This is a genomic window from Pseudomonas sp. SJZ074 (assembly GCF_007828215.1).
In the GTDB taxonomy this organism is placed as follows: domain Bacteria; phylum Pseudomonadota; class Gammaproteobacteria; order Pseudomonadales; family Pseudomonadaceae; genus Aquipseudomonas.
Map to the genome: position 1 here is coordinate 1 of NZ_VIUE01000019.1, position 17034 is coordinate 17034.

The following is a 17034-nucleotide window of genomic DNA, read 5'->3' on the forward strand; positions in this document are numbered from 1 at the left end:
GCTGAATGGGCATAAAAAATCCGATACCAGAGGACTGGTATCGGATTTTCTAGAAAGCCCGGCTTGGACTCAAATGCTTAAGTGAACAGCATTACCGCATTTGCGGGGCTTTTTATTGCGGTGCTGGAAGCTTACAGCCCGTCCAGCATCGCTTTGTTACGCACCGCGCCCTTGTCGGCACTGGTAGCGAGCAACGCATAGGCCTTGAGGGCGGTGGTCACTTTACGTGGACGCACTTCCGCCGGCTTCCAACCTTTCTTGTCCTGTTCGACGCGGCGCGCGGCCAGTTCTTCGTCGCTGATCAACAGGTTGATCGAGCGGTTCGGAATGTCGATCAGCACTTTGTCGCCGTCGCGCACCAGGCCGATGGCACCGCCAGAGGCGGCTTCAGGCGAAGCGTGGCCGATGGACAGGCCCGAGGTGCCACCGGAGAAACGGCCGTCGGTCAGCAGGGCGCAGGCTTTGCCCAGGCCCTTGGACTTGAGATAGGAGGTCGGGTAGAGCATTTCTTGCATGCCCGGGCCACCTTTCGGGCCTTCGTAGCGGATGATCACGATATCGCCGGCTTTCACTTCGTCGGCTAGGATCCCGCGCACGGCGCTGTCCTGGCTTTCGAAGATCTTGGCGTTGCCTTCGAACACATGGATCGACTCGTCGACGCCGGCGGTTTTCACCACGCAGCCGTCCAGAGCGATGTTGCCGTAGAGCACCGCCAGGCCGCCTTCCTTGGAGTAAGCGTGCTCGACGCTGCGGATGCAGCCGTTTTCACGATCGTCGTCCAGGGTTTCCCAGCGAGTCGACTGGCTGAACGCGGTTTGCGTCGGAATGCCCGCCGGACCGGCCTTGAAGAAGTGGTGCACGGCTTCGTCGGTGGTCTGGGTGATGTCCCATTTGGCGATGGCGTCGGCCATGGTCCTGCTGTGCACGGTCGGCAGGTCGGTGTGCAACAGGCCGCCACGGGCCAGGGATCCGAGGATACTGATGATCCCGCCGGCACGGTGCACATCTTCCATGTGGTACTTCTGGATGTTCGGTGCAACCTTGCACAACTGTGGCACGTTACGGGACAGGCGGTCGATGTCGCGCAGGTCGAAATCGATCTCGGCTTCCTGGGCGGCGGCCAGCAGGTGCAGGATGGTATTGGTGGAACCGCCCATGGCGATGTCCAGGGTCATGGCGTTTTCGAACGCCTTGAAGTTGGCGATGTTGCGCGGCAACACTGACTCGTCGTTCTCGCCATAGTAGCGTTTGCACAGTTCGACGATGGTGCGGCCGGCCTGCAGGAACAGCTGTTCGCGATCGCTGTGGGTGGCCAGGGTCGAACCGTTGCCCGGCAGAGCCAGGCCCAGGGCTTCGGTCAGGCAGTTCATCGAGTTGGCGGTGAACATGCCGGAGCACGAACCGCAGGTCGGGCAAGCGCTGCGCTCATACTCGGCGACCTTCTCATCGGAGGCGCTGGAGTCGGCAGCGATGACCATGGCGTCCACCAGGTCCAGGCCGTGGCTGGCAAGCTTGGTCTTGCCGGCTTCCATCGGGCCGCCGGACACGAAGATCACCGGGATGTTGAGGCGCAGGGCCGCCATGAGCATGCCGGGGGTGATCTTGTCGCAGTTGGAAATGCACACGATGGCGTCGGCGCAATGGGCGTTGACCATGTATTCGACGGAGTCGGCGATGATCTCCCGGCTCGGCAGCGAATAAAGCATGCCGTCGTGACCCATGGCGATACCGTCATCTACGGCAATGGTGTTGAATTCCTTGGCCACACCGCCGGCGCGTTCGATCTCGCGGGCAACCAGTTGTCCCAGGTCCTTGAGGTGTACGTGACCGGGTACGAACTGGGTGAAGGAGTTGGCAACGGCGATGATCGGCTTCTTGAAGTCGTCATCCTTCATCCCCGTGGCGCGCCACAATGCGCGGGCGCCGGCCATGTTGCGGCCGTGGGTGGATGTTTTCGAGCGGTAATCAGGCATGGAGCACTCCGGGCGGCTAATCAGATATCAAGGGGAAAGTGAGCTTCTGTATGACGTCTGGAGCACTCGGGGTTGGCCGTGTGTCCGGAAGTGGCCGATGACTGTGCAGGATCGCTGCGCGCCTCAGCATGAGCTCATAAACCCGCCGGGGATGAATGGCGATGAATGTCGCGATTCTACACCGCTGGCGCCAGGATGAAATGACGCAAAGCGCTGATCGGATGCCAATGTCGCGCTCGGGATGACGACCGGCGGCGCTCAACCGGTCAAAAGCCCCTGGCGACGGTGCCGGATCAGGCCATTGAGCGCCAATCCCAGGAGACTGAGCAGCACCAGGCACGCCGCCAGGGTGGTTTGCAGATCAAGCGGGGTGAGGCTGATCGCGGCACTGGTCAGCCCGCCGACAATGAAGATCAGCACGCTGCCGGCCGAAGCTGACGTACCGGCTTGCTCAGGGAACAGGTTCATGGCCCGTGTATGGGCCGCCGCCCGGGCGATGGTGGTTCCGGCGGTGCAGACGATCATGGGCAGCAAGACGGTGGAGACCGACAATCCGAAATAGCTGGATAGCCCGAACATCAGGACGCCCGCCAGCAGGATCAGGCTCAGGCCGGTGACGATCTGCGTCTGTGAGTCGATCCGGTTGCTCAGCACCGTCGCCAGCGCGCCGCCGCCGATGTAGGCCAGTCCGTAACCCAGTAGTGCCAGGGAAAAAGCCTCGGGCGAGAGCTGTAGCTGGTCGATGAACACCAGCGGCGAAATGACGATGAATGAAAAGTGGCAGGAAAAGGCCAGTGCCGAGGTCAGCCAGTAGGCCATGAAGCAGAAGTCGCTGCATACCGTGCGATAGGCGCCGATGAAGTCCAGGCGCCTGGGGTTGCTGCCCGCCATGGCGTTGCTCAATAAAACCCGGGCGCTTGCGAATACACCGATTGCCAGAGCAATGAACACCAGGAAGCTGCCGCGCCACCCCATCCAGTGCTGCAGTCCGGTACCGGCCAGGGGCGAAACGGAAATGAAAATGCCACCGCAGGTGACCAGAAAGATGCGCAGCCGCTGCTGTTCCAGACCGGTGAACAGATCCTGGATCAATGCCTGGGACAGCACGAAACAACCGCACCCCAGCGCTTGGACGACGCGGAAGAACAGGAATGCTCCGTAGTCGTCGGTGAGTACGCAGCCCATGGCCCCGACGGCTGAAACGGTGATCCCGATCAACAGCAGGTTCTTTCGTCCCATGGTGTCGGAGAGCGGACCGACCAGCAGTTGCGAAAGGGCGATACCTATCGCGAACAGGCTGACCGACAGGGCGATGTCGGACGAGGAGCGTCCGAAATGTTCGGACAGTGCCGGGAACGAGGGCAGCACGACGTCGATCGGGAACACGCCGAGCAAGGTCATCGTCAGCAACAGGCCGACGGTGGCAGGTTTGCGGCCCGGAAGGTTTTTGGGTTCATCCATCGATAAACCCCGCCTGGGCGAAAAGCCGCCGGTGGTGTTCGTGGTCGAAGAATCCTGCCTTGCGCATGGCCGCGAAGGTCGACACCGCACCCGAGCGTACGCGTCGGCCATGGGCGTCTGGCTGCAGAAGGTCGCCAGTGATCTGGAGGGCCGACCGCTCGTTGAAACCGACGCTGGCCAGGCTGCGCATCAGCCAGGGCAGGTCCGGTTCGAAATAGAGGCCGACGATCCGCAGCAGCATGTTCGCCGCGAGGTTGCGTTGCGTGGGATCCAGGGCGCTCCACAGGTACTGGAACACTTCGCTGAAGTAGCGACTATGGCGTGCCTCGTCCTCGAGATGGCTTCTGAGCATCCGGTATACGGTGCACACCAAAGTGTCGCGGGTAATGGCCAGTAACTCCCTGGCGATGATCGTCTCGGAGACGAACCCCAGCAGGAACCACGCCAAAGGCCGATCCCCGGGGGCGACAGTATCGATCAGGCCCAGCAGGCGCTGGATGCGCTTGGGTGGTTGTCGGTCGCTGATGCCGTAGAGGGCTGCGACCTGTTCGGCCACGTCATTGGAAAAAAGTGCGTGGTAGCCCTCGTCTGTATAGAGCTGCAGGGCCGCGGTTTTCATTGGCTGGGGGATCGGCAAGGCCAGTTCGCCATGGACGATGGTTTCCACGGCGCGATTGACGACCCGATGTTCGAGCAGCGTGGTGTAGTCGAGGAAATGCACCAGGTGGTTGGCCGCAAGACGCTGGGCAATGGAGCGGCCCGCTTCGTGAATCAACGGATGTTCGATATAGGGAATGAAGGCTGGCGGAAACCAGTCTCGACTGCGGAGCTGTTGCTCCAGGTTCTCCGGCAGACGATAGCCACCTTTGCCGACGCGCACGGTGGCTTTGTGTTCCCAGTCACCCAACGTGTAGTGAGGCGTCCGGCTGTAGGCTGGTCCGGTCATGACGGAATCTCCAGCCCTTCGATCAACGCCATCAGCTCCTTGCAGTGCACCTGCCCGTCGCCGTGACCGCAGCCGACAAAAAACAACGGTTGTTCGCAAGCGCCTTCAAGGCCGAGCAAGTGTTCGACTTCACGGTCGGCCAATGCGCCGGTCAGCCAGGTGTCGAGGCCTAGCGCTGTCGCAACCATCAGGAAGGTCTGGGACACGTGACCGGTTTCGACGAAAGCCATCCGGTAGGCGCGAGAGTGTGGGTATTTCCACCAGAGCTTGTCGAAGCGCGAGGTGAGGAACAGCCCGAACGGCAGGGGATTGATGAAGTGTTGACCGCACAACAGGTTGCCCAGAGGTTCGGCGGGCAGGGACTGGATCGGACTCAGGGCATGTGCGTCCGGATGATAGGCGTAGATGCCGGGCGCCAGGCCCGTCACGTTGCGTACATACAGGTAACCCTCACAGGCATTCAGGCCACCCCCCGAAGGGCTGCTGCGCCTGGCCTCCAGTGCATCGGGGCAGGTGGCCTCCCGGGCGCCCCGGCGTTCGTTCAGGTAACCCAGGGTCAGGTACAGGAGCGTGCCGACCTGTTCGATCGAGATGGCTTGCTCGTTGAATGAGCGGGAAGTGTTTCGACCCACCAGGGTCTGGGACAACGAAACGTCCGGCATGTCGATCAGCGTACAGGGAGCCAGGACGATCCGGTCGGCAGGATACGCTCTTGTCCGGGCGAGAGGTGCTGGTGAAGACAGCACATCATTGCAATGTTGCAGGTACTCGGTCGCCCATTCATTCACATCCTTGGGAACTTGTGCACAAGGAATATTCTTTGTACCGATGTGGAATATCCTGGATAACTCATCCCAGTGCCACTCAATGGGGGATTTCGGTTCTTCGATGAGTATGTCCGCTTTCAGGAGGTCGGCATCGATAGAATTATTGATGTCGAATTGCATTGGGTTAGCTATAAGTTGCGCCAGTCGTGTCGAATAATGCAGGTCGAGTTCGAATTGGGTATGGCGCTCATAGTTCCATATAATTTGGTGCGGCGGGCGCGCAAGAACGAAAATGCACGGATTTATATGCATGCAGAAGGATTCCGCTGAGAAAAACGTTCGGATGGGGCTGAGGCGCCGGCACTCCTCAGCCCATCGTTTACTTCAAGCGTTTACTGCCTTAACGGTTCTTTGGAACAATCAGGCCCGCCAGATTTGCGATTTTGTCAGCTTCCAGATTGATTGCTTTCATGATGCAGCTCCTTTGCGTTGAATAAGTGTTGTGTTTTTAATATTTGCCACTTGTGAAGTGACTGTTCAATCATAGTTTTTAATGAGTACTTGGCAAGAGGAGATTGAGTAGGAAAGCTCCAGTAATAATGTGGGAGGGGTCTTACAAAGAATTGCAGGCGTCAGCGTTAACTTCAATGCAGGGTAACTTTTCAGACGCAAAAAAATCGCAGCCGAAGCTGCGATTGGGGTGGCTGCATACCGCCGCGAGACTTAGCTGTTGGGCAACAGCCGGCAGGTGATGCTCTTGATGTAGCGAGTCTCGGGGATGGCCGGGTGAACCGGATGATCCGGGCCCTGGCCGCCGCGTTCAAGCAATTGAATGTTGCGGTCCAGGTGACGGGCGCTGGTCAGCAGGATGTTCTGCAGGTCGTCTTCCGGCAAGTGCATAGAGCACGAAGCGCTGACCAGAATGCCGTCCTTGGTGAGCAGGCGCATGGCTTGTTCATTGAGGCGGCGATAGGCACCTTCGCCATTCTTGAGGTCTTTCTTGCGCTTGATGAAGGCTGGCGGGTCGGCCACGATCACGTCGAAACGCTCTTCGCTGGCCTTGAGTTCCTTCAGGGCTTCGAAGACGTCGCCTTCAATGCAGGTCAGCTTTTCGGCAAAGCCATTCAGCGCCGCGTTGCGTTCGACACCGTCGAGGGCGAATCCCGAGGCGTCGACGCAGAAGACTTCGCTGGCGCCGAACGCCGCGGCTTGCACGCCCCAGCCGCCGATGTAGCTGAACAGGTCAAGTACGCGCTTGCACTTGGCGTAAGGCGCCAGGCGTGCGCGGTTCATGCGGTGGTCGTAGAACCAGCCGGTCTTCTGGCCTTCCATGACCGGTGCTTCGAATTTCACGCCGTTCTCTTCCAGGGCAACCCATTCCGGCACCAGGCCGAACACGGTTTCGACGTAGCGCTGCAGACCTTCGGCATCGCGAGCGGCAGAGTCGTTCTTGAATAGAATGCCGCTGGGCTTGAGCACCTGGGTCAGGGCGGCGATCACGTCATCCTTGTGGGCTTCCATGGTGGCGGAAGCGATCTGCACCACCAGGATGTCGCCGAAGCGGTCGACCACCAGGCCCGGCAACAGGTCGGAATCGCCATAGACCAGGCGATAGAACGGCTTGTCGAACAGCCGCTCGCGCAAAGACAACGCCACGTTGAGACGATGCACCAGCAGGGATTTGTCCAATGGTAATTTCGCGTCACGGGACAGCAGGCGGGCGCAGATCAGGTTGTTGGGGCTCATCGCGACGATGCCCAGAGGTTTGCCACCAGCGGCTTCGAGGATCGCCTGGTCGCCGGCCTTGAAACCATGCAGCGGCGTGGCCGCCACGTCGATTTCGTTACTGTAGACCCACAGGTGGCCGGCGCGCAGGCGACGGTCGGCGTTGGCTTTGAGGCGCAGGCTGGGCAGGGACATGACGTCGCTCCGAAAAAAAGAGCGGGAGTATACCGTGTTGGGGGGATTGGCGGGCCTGGAGGTCGATAGGTGGCAACCGGATCGCCGGCACGAAAAACAGCTCAAGCTCAATGGAGGCGCTGCCGACTCAGGCCTGAGCCTCATGAAAGTTTCTCCGATCTACCCAGGTGGTGTGTCGGATCCGTTTTTCAGAGTTAGAATCCTTGCCTGTCCCAGAGAGTGTGCCCATGTCCAAAGAGCTTTCCACCGAACAGATCCAACAGTCCCTGCAAGGCATCAGTGTCCCGCCCCAGCCGCAGATCATGGTGGATCTGCAGATGGAACAGTACATGCCCGATCCGGACCTCGATACCATCGCCAAGCTGATTTCCCAGGACCCGGGGCTTTCGGGGGCTTTGCTGAAAATCGTCAATTCGCCGTATTACGGCTTGCGCAACAAGATCACGTCGATCCAGCGCGCAGTGAACCTGTTGGGCAGCCGTTCGATCATCAACCTGATCAACGCGCAGTCGATCAAGGGTGAGTTGCACGACGATGCCATCGTCACCCTGAACCGCTTCTGGGATACGGCTCAGGACGTGGCGATGACCTGCCTGACCCTGGCCAAGCGGGTCGGCCTGGAGAATGGCGATGAGGCCTATGCCCTGGGGTTGTTCCACGATTGCGGCGTGCCGCTGATGCTCAAGCAGTTTCCCAGCTACATGGCCGTGCTCGAGGAGGCTTACGCCAGTGCGAGTGCCGAATGCCGGGTGGTGGATACGGAGAACCGCGTATTCAATACCAACCATGCCGTAGTCGGTTATTACACCTCCAAATCCTGGCGCCTGCCCGATCATGTCAGCCAGGCCATCGCCAATCACCACAATGCCCTGGCGGTTTTCAGCGATGATTCTTCACGCAACAACAGCTCGCTGAAGAACTTGCTGGCGATCCTGAAGATGTCCGAGAACATTTGTGCGTCCCACCGGGTGCTGGGCAATCAGGCGGAAGACCATGAATGGGATTGTGTCGGTCCCCTGGTGCTCGATTACATCGGTTTGTCCGAATACGACTTCCAGACCCAGAAACAGGAAATTCGCGACCTCGCCACTCGTTGAGTGCCCAGCTCGCCTGACTCGAGAGTCCCATGCCAGAACTGCCGGAAGTCGAAACCACCCGTCGCGGAATCGCGCCACACCTTGAAGGGCAGCGGGTCAGCCGTGTGATCGTGCGCGACCGCCGCCTGCGCTGGCCGATTCCGGAAGATCTCGATGTGCGGCTTTCGGGCCAACGCATCGTGCAGGTGGAGCGGCGGGCCAAATACCTGTTGATCAATGCCGAGGTCGGCACCCTGATCAGCCACTTGGGCATGTCCGGCAATCTGCGGCTGGTGGAGGTGGGCATGCCTGCCGCCAGGCACGAGCATGTGGACATCGAGCTGGAGTCCGGCCTGGCGTTGCGCTATACCGACCCGCGACGCTTTGGCGCAATGCTCTGGAGTCTCGACCCGCTCAACCATGAATTGCTGGTCCGCCTCGGCCCGGAGCCGTTGACCGATCTGTTTGACGGTGAGCGTCTGTTCCAGCTCTCCCGTGGGCGCTCCATGGCGGTCAAACCGTTCATCATGGACAACGCGGTGGTCGTAGGGGTGGGCAATATCTATGCGACCGAAGCACTGTTTGCCGCCGGCGTCGACCCGCGTCGGGCCGCTGGAGGCATTTCCCGGGCCCGCTACCTGAAACTGGCCATCGAAATCAAACGCATCCTTACCCATGCCATCGAGCGCGGCGGTACCACGTTGCGGGATTTCATTGGCGGCGATGGCCAGCCCGGGTATTTCCAGCAGGAACTGTTCGTGTACGGCCGGGGCGGGGCGCTGTGCAAGGTCTGTGGCACGGGCTTGCGGGAAATTCGCTTGGTCCAGCGTGCGAGCGTCTGGTGTCCGCGTTGCCAAAGCTGATTCGCCCTACGGTCTATAGTCAGTAGTCAAACTGATCAGCCGAAGGATCGACCCCCATGAGACTGCTCCGACCTGTTGTTCTGACGCTGCTGCTGACCCTGGGTTTGCCCGTCCTGGCGAATAGCGGCAGTGGCGATCCGCGCTACACCATCCAGAATCCGCCCGCCTTCGCGATGATCGGCGATTTGTTGATCGCCCGACCGCTGCTGCTCGCCGCCACCGTGATCGGTGCGGGGGCGTTCGTGGTGTCGTTGCCCTTTACCGCGTTGGGTGGCGGGGTCGGCGATGCGGGGAAGGCGCTGGTGGTGGATCCGGCGAAGGCCACCTTCGTGCGGTGCCTGGGGTGTGTTGGGGAGGGGTTTGAGCAGCAGGAATGAAGACTGTTGGTTTGGGGTATGGCTGGCGGCCTCTTCGCGAGCAAGCCCGCTCCCACAGATAATTTGCTCCGTTCACCGAATCAGCGTCTGGAGCAGATTCCCCTGTGGGAGCGGGCGTGCTCGCGAAGAAGCCCGCAAAAGCGCTACAAAACCTTCTGGCTCAACCCTTGCCAGTGATTTTGCGATATTTCGCCATCAACTGTTCTTCGGTTTCCGGATGGGCTTCGTCCAGCGGAATGCAATCCACCGGGCAGACTTGCTGGCACTGGGGCTCGTCGTAATGGCCGACGCACTGGGTGCACAGGTTCGGATCGATGACGTAGATCTCTTCGCCTTGTGAAATGGCCTCGTTCGGGCATTCGGGTTCGCAGACGTCGCAATTGATGCAGTCGTCGGTGATGATCAGGGACATGCAGGCTCCTGCCGGGGCGTTGGGCCCGGGCATCTGAAAACGAATATGCGCAATTGTGCCGCATTGGCGAGCGCAGTGCACGCGGGTGCGATGGACTGCGCTCGCGTTGCCGCGAAGTGGATCGCAGCCAGCCGGACTACTTCTTGAAGCGCAGGGTCAGCGCATCGGCCACGGCCGGGTGGACGAACTTGGTGATGTCGCCGCCCAAGGCCGCAATTTCGCGTACCAGGGTCGATGAGATGAACGAATAGCGCTCCGACGGCGTCAGGAAAAGACTTTCGACGTCCGGGGCCAACTGGCGGTTCATGTTGGCCAGCTGGAACTCGTATTCGAAGTCCGAAACCGCCCGCAGGCCGCGCAGGAACACATTGGCGTTCTGTTCCTTGGCAAAGTGCGCCAACAGCGTCGAGAAACCGACCACTTCTACGTTGGGCAGGTGCTTGGTGACTTCACGGGCCAACTCCACCCGTTGTTCCAGCGGGAACAGTGGGTTTTTCTTCGGGCTGGCGGCAACGGCAATGATCACATGATCGAACAGGCGCGCGGCGCGTTCGACCAGATCGCCATGGCCCTTGGTAATAGGGTCGAAGGTACCTGGGTACAACACTCGGTTCATCGCGTCGTCCTGGCGGGAGTCCGTTGGGGAGTCGGATGGTATCGCAGCCTTCTCGGTCGGCCAAGTCGGCTGTGGGATAAGAAAGTACTATAGACGCTGCGAATGATCTGGATATTCATGGATTTCCCAGACGTTCGGCCAGGGATGTCGCCAGTTTTGCCGTCAACCCATACACCGACAATTGCGGGTTGGCGCCGATGCTGGTGGGGAACAGCGAGCCGTCGTGGATCGAAAGGTTACTGAGCTGATGATGGCGACCGAGGCTATCGGCGACGGCGGTTTGCGGCGTTTCGCCCATCGCGCAACCGCCCATCACATGGGCGCTGCCCAGGCGTGTGCGATACAAGGCAAGGTCCAGCCCGTCGATCAGGTTTCGGGCTTCGGCCAGTGTAGTCACGTAGCGGGCATCACCATGCAGTGGCATGACCGCCTTGGCGCCGCCGGCGAACTGAATCTCGGCCATGCTATGGAACGCACGGCGCAAGCCGTCCCAGGCGTAGGGTGAAACGCGATAGTCGAGCACCGGCGTGCCATCGCTGCGCAACTCGACGCTGCCGCCGGGGCTGTCCGGATGAAAACCGTCGCGCAGCAAGGCCAGCATGGCATGGGTATGGGGCAGTTGCGCCATGCGCTCGGCGCTCTGTGTGCCGAAACCGCCCAGCAACGTGGCGGCGAGGGCGGGATGCAAGGGGGGTACTTCGAGTTTGTAGGACATTCTGCCGGTAGCGCCGTCCTGCCATTGGAAGTGATCCGAATAGATCGATTGTGGTGCGCCGTAGAACGGGTTGATGACCTCTTCGAACTGCCCGGCCGATATGTTCACCAGATGCAGGAATGTCCGTTTGCCCAGGCGTTCATGAGGGTCTGGTGCATCGGAGCGCAGTAACAGTGCCGACTGTTGATGCCGCCGCCGGCCAGTACGTAGTGGCGCGCCTTGACGGTAATGCGCCGTCCGGTGGGTGCCACGCAGCGCTCGTCCATGGCCAGGCATTGCAGGTCGACGACCGTATCGTTCTTGAGAGTCAGGCGCTCGGCCCGCGCCAGGTAAAGCAACGCGCCGCCCTTGTCGAGCAGGCTCGGAATGGTGGTGACCAGCATCGACTGCTTGGCGTTGGTCGGGCAGCCCATGCCGCAATAGCCCAGGTTCCAGCAGCCACGCACGTTACGCGGGATGACGTGCCAGCTATAGCCCAATCGTTCACAGCCTTTGCGGATGACGTCGTTGTTGGCATTCGGTGGAATCAGCCACGGTGCCACGCCCAGGCGTTGTTCCATCCGCTCGAACCAGGGCGCCATCTGGGCAGGACTGTGCCCTCTGACGTTGTGCTCGGCCGCCCAGTGATTCAGGGTCTGGTCCGGTGTGCGAAAGCTCGAGGTCCAGTTGATCAAGGTCGTGCCACCCACGGCCCGGCCCTGGAGGATGGTAATGGCGCCATCCTTGCTCATGCGCCCCAGGCCTTCCTGGTACAGGCTGGTGTAGGCCTGGTCCTCAAGCAGCTTGAAGTCGCTGCTGGTCTTGAGCGGGCCTTCCTCGATCAGTAATACGTTGTAGCCGGCCGCGCTGAGGATCTCCGCCGTGTTACCGCCGCCCGCGCCGCTGCCGATGATTGCCACGTCTGCTTCCAGGGTCAGGTCCTGGGGCAGTCGAGCGCCGTTGTAGGTGGTCCAGCCGCGGGCGAGGCCCTCGCGGAAGGGGTCGGGTACGGGCATGTTCGGGCTCTCTTGTTGTGATGGATGGGCGATGGGCCTCTTGTGGGAGCGGGCCCCTCATCGGCCTCTTCAAACTGTGGGTGGCCCTGGATACCCGCAGTGTGTCCAAGCCTCGACCCGGCTGTACCAGGCCATCATCACCATTTGCAGCAATGAACTGTGGCCTTGGCGTAGCAGGTCCAGCGAGCTGTTCTCCCAGCGATCGAGAAACTGGCGGATGTCATCGGCGCTGGCGGTTTCCCACGAGCCCCAGACACCGGTCAGCGGCCCGCGAGTAATACCCAGCGTGAGTACATCGAACAGTTGTCGGGTGAGCTTGAGCATGGGTGGGGACAGGTGGGCCAGGCCGGTATCCAGGCTTTCAAGGGTGGCGTCAGCGGCGGCGGTGCGTTGTTCAACGGTCACGGCGCCCTCCAGCATCACTGGAATGACTGCGCGCAAGAACGGCAGGTCGCTGTCCCGCAGGGCGGCAAGGCCCTTGGCCGGTAGGCTTGGCGAGCAACCGCTCAGGCTGGCCCCCAGCCCCACTGTGCTCAGGAGGGCGCTGGCGCCGAGGCTGAATTTCAGTAGGCCACGTCGTGACAGCGCGGGTGTATCGGTCAGGCTTGGGTTCATTATTGTTATTACCCGATCAGGCACCTGGTTAACGGACAAACAACTTCTGAATCAGCTTCTGGAGTGGCTTGCCATAGGGCGGATAAATCAGTCTGGCAGCATTGAAGCGCTGTTTGCTCAGCACGCCCTTGGCTTTGCTGAAAGTCAGGAAACCTTCGTGCCCGTGGTAATGCCCCATTCCCGAGGGACCGATGCCACCGAATGGCAAGTCATCCTGAGCGACGTGGAGCAAGGTGTCGTTCAGGCAGACGCCGCCGGAGTGGGTTTCGTGGAGTACGCGATTCTGTTCGGCCTTGTTGTAGCCGAAATAGTAGAGTGCCAACGGACGAGGCCGTTGATTGATGTAGGCAAACGCCTGGTCCAGGTCGTCATAGGGCACGACGGGCAGCAGCGGGCCGAAGATCTCATCCTGCATGACAGTCATGTCGTCGCTGACGTTAAGTAGCAGGCTGTGGGGCATGCGGCGTCCCTGGCCTTGGTCGAACAACTCGATCAGTAATCCACCCTTACTGGTAGCGTCGCTGATGTAGCCGTTGAGCCGTGCCAGGTGTCGTTCGTTGATGATCGCGGTGTAGTCCGGGTTGTCAGCCAGGGTCGGATAAAGCCTGCGAACCGCCTCGCGATAGGCATCGACGAATTCGCCGATGCGTTTTTGCGGCACCAACACGTAATCAGGTGCGACACAGGTTTGTCCGGCATTCAGCATCTTGCCGAAGGCAATGCGCTCGGCGGCATCATTCAGGGGCACATCGGTGGAGACGATGGCGGGCGACTTTCCACCCAGTTCCAGGGTGACGGGGGTCAGGTTCTCGGCGGCGGCCCGCATGACATGCCTGCCGACGCTGGTAGCGCCGGTAAACAACAGGTGGTCGAACGGTAGCCTGGAAAAGGCTACGCCGACATCTGCCTCACCGAGCACCACGCATACCAGATCCTGAGGAAAGATCCGCGCCAGCAATTGCTTGAGCAACAGCCCAGTGGCCGGTGTGGCTTCGCTGAGCTTGAGCATCACCCGATTGCCCGCCGACAAGGCCCCGACCAACGGCCCGATGGCCAGGAACAGAGGATAGTTCCACGGCACGATGACTCCGACCACGCCCAGCGGCTGGTAGATCACCTTCGCCGACGCCGGCTGGAAGGCCATGCCTACCTTGCGCCGGGAGGGTTTCATCCAGCCCTTGAGGTGTCGGCTGACGTAATGGATGCCGCGCAGGCTCGGCATCAGCTCGGCCAACAGCGTTTCGTCGGCGCTGCGGTGGCTGAAATCCTCGCTGATGGCATCGATCAGGGCTTGTCGTTCATTGCTCAGCATTTCCCGGAGAGACTTGAGCCATTGACGGCGCTGCTCTACCGGCGGCATTGGATGAGCGGCATAGGCCTGGCGTTGTGCCTCGAAGTGTGACTGCAGCTCATTCAATTGCTGTTGGGAATCACGCAGATAAGCAATGTCGGCAGGCATCGTCAGGCACCAGTTCTTATTAGTGTGGGTGTTTTCTAGAGCTTATGCTCTAGAAAGTCAAATGACATCCTTGCCGGCTTTGGGTTTGTCCTCCGGGCGATAGGTCGTAAGATGCCGCAATGCTTTCGTCGAATTAAAGCCCAAGCCATGGCCATACGAATGAAAACCAGCGAGCGCATCGTGCAAAACAGTCTCGAACTGTTCAACCAGCAGGGCGAGCGCAGTGTCAGCACCAACCACATTGCTGCCCACATGGACATGTCTCCGGGCAACCTCTACTACCACTTCCCTAACAAGCAGGCGATCATCGCCGTGCTGTTCAGTGAGTACGAAAACCTGGTGGACAGCTTCCTGCGCCCGCCCCAGGGCCGGGCGGCCACGGTGGAGGACAAGCGCTTCTATCTCAAGGAGCTGTTGTCGGCGATGTGGAGCTATCGCTTCCTGCACCGGGACCTGGAGCATCTGCTCGACAGCGATCCGGACCTTGCGGCCCGCTATCGCCGGTTTTCCCAGCGTTGCCTGATCCACGGGACCGCCATCTATGAGGGCTTCGTCGCGGCCGGCATCCTGAAGATGGACCGGGTGCAGATCGAGTCCCTGACCCTTAATGCCTGGATCATCCTGACGTCCTGGGTGCGTTTTCTTTGCACCACGCGGGAAAACTCCAGTCATTTGAGTGAACAGGCCATCAAGCGCGGGGTATACCAGGTGTTGGTGCTGGAGGCCGGTTTCGTGACCGATCAGGCTCGCGAAGCGGTGGATGCACTGTTCAAAGAATATTACGTCCCTCTGCCTCAGACGCTGGAGGAAGGGCAGTAGGAATCGGATCTGAACCCACAGGCCACCCATTTCGCCACAGGAGCTCGCCATGCCCATCGCTCAACTCATCAGCCCTCAAGCCCTCGAGCAGAGGAAGGCACAGCCCGGGCTGGTGATCCTCGATTGCCGTTTTGCCCTCGATGACCCGGATTATGGCCAGCGCAGCTACGCCGAGGGGCATATCGCCGGTGCATCGTTCGCCGATCTTGAGCGTGACCTGAGTGGCCCGGTGATCAAGGGGGTGACCGGACGTCACCCGCTGCCCGAGCCCGGAGCGTTGATAGAGCGCTTGCGTGCCTGGGGCATCAATAACGACAGCGACATCGTGCTATACGACGATGGTCCCGGTGCCTATTCGGCCCGGGCCTGGTGGTTGCTGGCCTGGTTGGGTAAGCGCGAGGGCGTGTATCTTCTCGATGGCGGGCTCAAGGCCTGGCATGCCGAGGGTTTGCCCCTGAGCCTCGATCCGCCGGCGGGCGGCCGCGGGATGTTCAGCGGGTCGCCGGATGAGGCCTTGCTACTCGACGCCCAGGCGCTGCAACAATGCCTCGGTCAACCGGACATGACGCTTCTGGATGCCCGCGCGTTGCCGCGCTTCAAGGGCGAAGTCGAGCCGATCGACCCGGTGGCCGGACATATCCCGGGAGCGCAATGCGCGGCATTTACCGATAACCTTGGTTCTGATGGGCGGTTTCTGCCGGCAGATCGGCTCAAGAAGCGCTTCGCCGAGAAACTGGGCGATCGTTCGCCGACTGAGCTGGTGGCCTATTGCGGCTCCGGCGTGACTGCGTGCCATAACCTATTTGCCTTGTGCCTGGCGGGGTATCCGTTGGGGAGGTTGTATGCCGGGTCGTGGAGTGAATGGATCAATGATCCGCAGCGTGGGGTGGCGAAGGGCGAGTAATGGGGTGGGAGCGAGCCTGCTCGCGATGACGGCGGGTCAGCAACATTGAAGTGACTGACAGTCCACTATCGCGAGCTGGCTCGCTCCCACAGGGGGAATGATGTTGGCGGCAGTTCATCCGTGACCCAGGCTTGCCAGCCATTGGGGAATACGTCGCTCCAGGTAGTATCCGGGCGAGCGTAAGGTGCCTTCGACGAATCCCACGTGCCCACCCTGGGCATGCAGTTCAAGTTGGGTGCAGGCGGACAGCTCGTGGGGTTCGGGCAGGCTGTGGGGGAACACGAAGGGGTCGTCGGCGGCCTGGATGACCAGGGTCGGGGTGTTGATTTCGCTCATGTAATAGCGGCTGGATGCGCGGCGGTAATAGTCCGAGGCATCGGAAAAACCGTGCAGCGGCGCCGTCACCCGGCCGTCGAAATCCCAGAAGGTGCGCATGTTCTCCAGCGGGCCCAGCGCCGCCAGGGTGGCCAGGCCTTCGTGGCGTCCGTCGTGCTTGAACCGGCGTTGCTTGTTGCGCACGTAAGCCACCAGTTCCCGCATGAAATGCGCCTGATAGAACCTGGAAAACCCTTGTCCGATGCGGTCGGCACACTGGTCGAGCCGAAATGGCACCGAAACGGCCACGGCGCCGAGCAATTGGCTGGCGCTGCCGGTTTCTCCCAAGTGCTTGAGCAATACATTGCCACCTAACGAATAACCCACCGCAAACAATGGCGCCAGGGGGCGTCGCGTCTGCAGGTGAGTGATGGTGGCGGCCAGGTCTTCGCTGACGCCGGAGTGGTAGCTGCGGGGCAGCAGGTTCGGTTCGCCTGAGCAGCCGCGCCAGTTCAGCGCGACGCTGGCCCAACCCTGATGCCCAAGGGCTTGTTGCAAACCAGCCACGTAAGGTGAGTTGGAGGAACCAGTCAGCCCGTGAAGCACCAGCACCAGTGGCGCCTTGACGCTGTGTGGGCCGTGCCAGTCGAGATCGAGGAAGTCACCGTCGTCCAGCCACAGGCGCTCGCGTTGGCGAACGATGTGCGTGGTCTTGCGCCATAACGGGCCCCACAGGGTTTGCAGGTGGGGGTTGCCAAGGCCCCTGGCGGGGACGAAGCGTTCAGATGCAGCGGCCATTAT

15 protein-coding genes and 1 pseudogene are annotated in these 17034 nt (G+C 60.8%); 5 read left to right on the forward strand and 11 right to left on the reverse strand.

Features of this window, described 5'->3' with window-relative positions; genetic code table 11:
- Positions 1-131: 131 nt before the first annotated feature.
- From ilvD to FBX99_RS18810, 5 genes are all read right to left on the reverse strand, one after another.
- The gene (gene ilvD, locus FBX99_RS18790; protein WP_144926103.1) at positions 132-1973 is read right to left on the reverse strand and encodes a dihydroxy-acid dehydratase; all 1842 of its coding nucleotides are present in this window, start codon (positions 1971-1973) and stop codon (positions 132-134) included.
- 258 nt (positions 1974-2231) lie between these two features.
- Positions 2232-3434, reverse strand: coding sequence for an MFS transporter (locus FBX99_RS18795; protein WP_144926106.1), 1203 nt, complete (start codon positions 3432-3434; stop codon positions 2232-2234).
- Positions 3427-4380: a diiron oxygenase gene (locus tag FBX99_RS18800; protein WP_145132534.1), complete on the reverse strand. Its 954-nt coding sequence runs from the start codon at positions 4378-4380 to the stop codon at positions 3427-3429. Before FBX99_RS18800 ends, FBX99_RS18795 begins: the two co-directional genes overlap by 8 nt.
- Positions 4377-5459 (reverse strand): SagB family peptide dehydrogenase, encoded by a 1083-nt coding sequence (locus FBX99_RS18805; RefSeq protein WP_144926112.1) that lies wholly within the window; start codon positions 5457-5459, stop codon positions 4377-4379. Before FBX99_RS18805 ends, FBX99_RS18800 begins: the two co-directional genes overlap by 4 nt.
- Positions 5460-5870: 411 nt before the next feature.
- Positions 5871-7067 carry a class I SAM-dependent rRNA methyltransferase gene (locus FBX99_RS18810; RefSeq protein WP_144926115.1) on the reverse strand — a complete coding sequence of 399 codons (1197 nt, stop codon included), beginning with the start codon at positions 7065-7067 and terminating at the stop codon, positions 5871-5873.
- Between the two features lie 227 nt (positions 7068-7294).
- Between FBX99_RS18810 and FBX99_RS18815 the strand changes: the two genes are divergently transcribed.
- From FBX99_RS18815 to FBX99_RS18825, 3 genes are read left to right on the forward strand one after another with little or no spacing between them, the layout of a single operon-like run.
- Positions 7295-8164, forward strand: a complete 870-nt coding sequence (locus FBX99_RS18815; protein WP_144926118.1) for an HDOD domain-containing protein — start codon at positions 7295-7297, stop codon at positions 8162-8164.
- A 29-nt stretch (positions 8165-8193) separates the two neighbouring features.
- Entirely contained in the window at positions 8194-9006 is an 813-nt protein-coding gene (gene mutM / locus FBX99_RS18820) for a bifunctional DNA-formamidopyrimidine glycosylase/DNA-(apurinic or apyrimidinic site) lyase (protein ID WP_144926121.1), read from the forward strand.
- 56 nt (positions 9007-9062) lie between these two features.
- Entirely contained in the window at positions 9063-9383 is a 321-nt protein-coding gene (locus FBX99_RS18825) for a hypothetical protein (protein ID WP_047702469.1), read from the forward strand.
- Positions 9384-9543: 160 nt separating this feature from the next.
- Here FBX99_RS18825 and FBX99_RS18830 read toward each other — a convergent pair whose 3' ends face one another.
- The 5 genes and pseudogenes from FBX99_RS18830 to FBX99_RS18850 all read right to left on the reverse strand — a co-directional run bounded on the left by FBX99_RS18830 (position 9544) and on the right by FBX99_RS18850 (position 14195).
- Positions 9544-9795 carry a YfhL family 4Fe-4S dicluster ferredoxin gene (locus FBX99_RS18830; RefSeq protein WP_144926124.1) on the reverse strand — a complete coding sequence of 84 codons (252 nt, stop codon included), beginning with the start codon at positions 9793-9795 and terminating at the stop codon, positions 9544-9546.
- A 136-nt stretch (positions 9796-9931) separates the two neighbouring features.
- On the reverse strand, positions 9932-10411 hold the full coding sequence (gene coaD, locus FBX99_RS18835) for a pantetheine-phosphate adenylyltransferase (protein WP_040071510.1): 480 nt from the start codon (positions 10409-10411) through the stop codon (positions 9932-9934).
- Positions 10412-10526: 115 nt separating this feature from the next.
- Positions 10527-12121 (reverse strand): annotated as a pseudogene (locus FBX99_RS18840) (GMC family oxidoreductase N-terminal domain-containing protein).
- A 69-nt stretch (positions 12122-12190) separates the two neighbouring features.
- On the reverse strand, positions 12191-12736 hold the full coding sequence (locus FBX99_RS18845; protein ID WP_144926130.1) for a twin-arginine translocation pathway signal protein: 546 nt from the start codon (positions 12734-12736) through the stop codon (positions 12191-12193).
- A gap of 28 nt (positions 12737-12764) precedes the next feature.
- Entirely contained in the window at positions 12765-14195 is a 1431-nt protein-coding gene (locus tag FBX99_RS18850) for a coniferyl aldehyde dehydrogenase (protein ID WP_145132536.1), read from the reverse strand.
- Positions 14196-14342: 147 nt separating this feature from the next.
- On the opposite strand from FBX99_RS18850, the gene FBX99_RS18855 reads away from it, so the two are divergent.
- On the forward strand, positions 14343-15014 hold the full coding sequence (locus FBX99_RS18855) for a TetR/AcrR family transcriptional regulator (protein WP_144926136.1): 672 nt from the start codon (positions 14343-14345) through the stop codon (positions 15012-15014).
- 49 nt (positions 15015-15063) lie between these two features.
- A complete protein-coding gene (locus FBX99_RS18860) occupies positions 15064-15918 on the forward strand; it encodes a sulfurtransferase (RefSeq protein WP_144926139.1) in 855 nt (284 codons plus the stop codon).
- Between the two features lie 114 nt (positions 15919-16032).
- On the opposite strand, the gene FBX99_RS18865 is transcribed toward FBX99_RS18860, so the two are convergent.
- Entirely contained in the window at positions 16033-17031 is a 999-nt protein-coding gene (locus FBX99_RS18865; protein ID WP_145132538.1) for a hydrolase, read from the reverse strand.
- Between the last annotated feature and the right edge of the window lie 3 nt (positions 17032-17034).

What these genes read in the sequence shown, in the direction of transcription:
- coaD (WP_040071510.1), bottom strand. Translation starts at nt 10,411, where the DNA reads ATGAACCGAGTGTTGTACCCAGGTACCTTCGACCCTATTACCAAGGGC.
- FBX99_RS18795 (WP_144926106.1), bottom strand. Translation starts at nt 3,434, where the DNA reads ATGGATGAACCCAAAAACCTTCCGGGCCGCAAACCTGCCACCGTCGGC.
- FBX99_RS18855 (WP_144926136.1), top strand. Translation starts at nt 14,343, where the DNA reads ATGGCCATACGAATGAAAACCAGCGAGCGCATCGTGCAAAACAGTCTC.
- FBX99_RS18830 (WP_144926124.1), bottom strand. Translation starts at nt 9,795, where the DNA reads ATGTCCCTGATCATCACCGACGACTGCATCAATTGCGACGTCTGCGAA.
- FBX99_RS18825 (WP_047702469.1), top strand. Translation starts at nt 9,063, where the DNA reads ATGAGACTGCTCCGACCTGTTGTTCTGACGCTGCTGCTGACCCTGGGT.
- mutM (WP_144926121.1), top strand. Translation starts at nt 8,194, where the DNA reads ATGCCAGAACTGCCGGAAGTCGAAACCACCCGTCGCGGAATCGCGCCA.
- FBX99_RS18810 (WP_144926115.1), bottom strand. Translation starts at nt 7,067, where the DNA reads ATGTCCCTGCCCAGCCTGCGCCTCAAAGCCAACGCCGACCGTCGCCTG.
- ilvD (WP_144926103.1), bottom strand. Translation starts at nt 1,973, where the DNA reads ATGCCTGATTACCGCTCGAAAACATCCACCCACGGCCGCAACATGGCC.
- FBX99_RS18850 (WP_145132536.1), bottom strand. Translation starts at nt 14,195, where the DNA reads ATGCCTGCCGACATTGCTTATCTGCGTGATTCCCAACAGCAATTGAAT.
- FBX99_RS18805 (WP_144926112.1), bottom strand. Translation starts at nt 5,459, where the DNA reads ATGCATATAAATCCGTGCATTTTCGTTCTTGCGCGCCCGCCGCACCAA.
- FBX99_RS18800 (WP_145132534.1), bottom strand. Translation starts at nt 4,380, where the DNA reads ATGACCGGACCAGCCTACAGCCGGACGCCTCACTACACGTTGGGTGAC.
- FBX99_RS18845 (WP_144926130.1), bottom strand. Translation starts at nt 12,736, where the DNA reads ATGAACCCAAGCCTGACCGATACACCCGCGCTGTCACGACGTGGCCTA.
- FBX99_RS18815 (WP_144926118.1), top strand. Translation starts at nt 7,295, where the DNA reads ATGTCCAAAGAGCTTTCCACCGAACAGATCCAACAGTCCCTGCAAGGC.
- FBX99_RS18860 (WP_144926139.1), top strand. Translation starts at nt 15,064, where the DNA reads ATGCCCATCGCTCAACTCATCAGCCCTCAAGCCCTCGAGCAGAGGAAG.
- FBX99_RS18865 (WP_145132538.1), bottom strand. Translation starts at nt 17,031, where the DNA reads ATGGCCGCTGCATCTGAACGCTTCGTCCCCGCCAGGGGCCTTGGCAAC.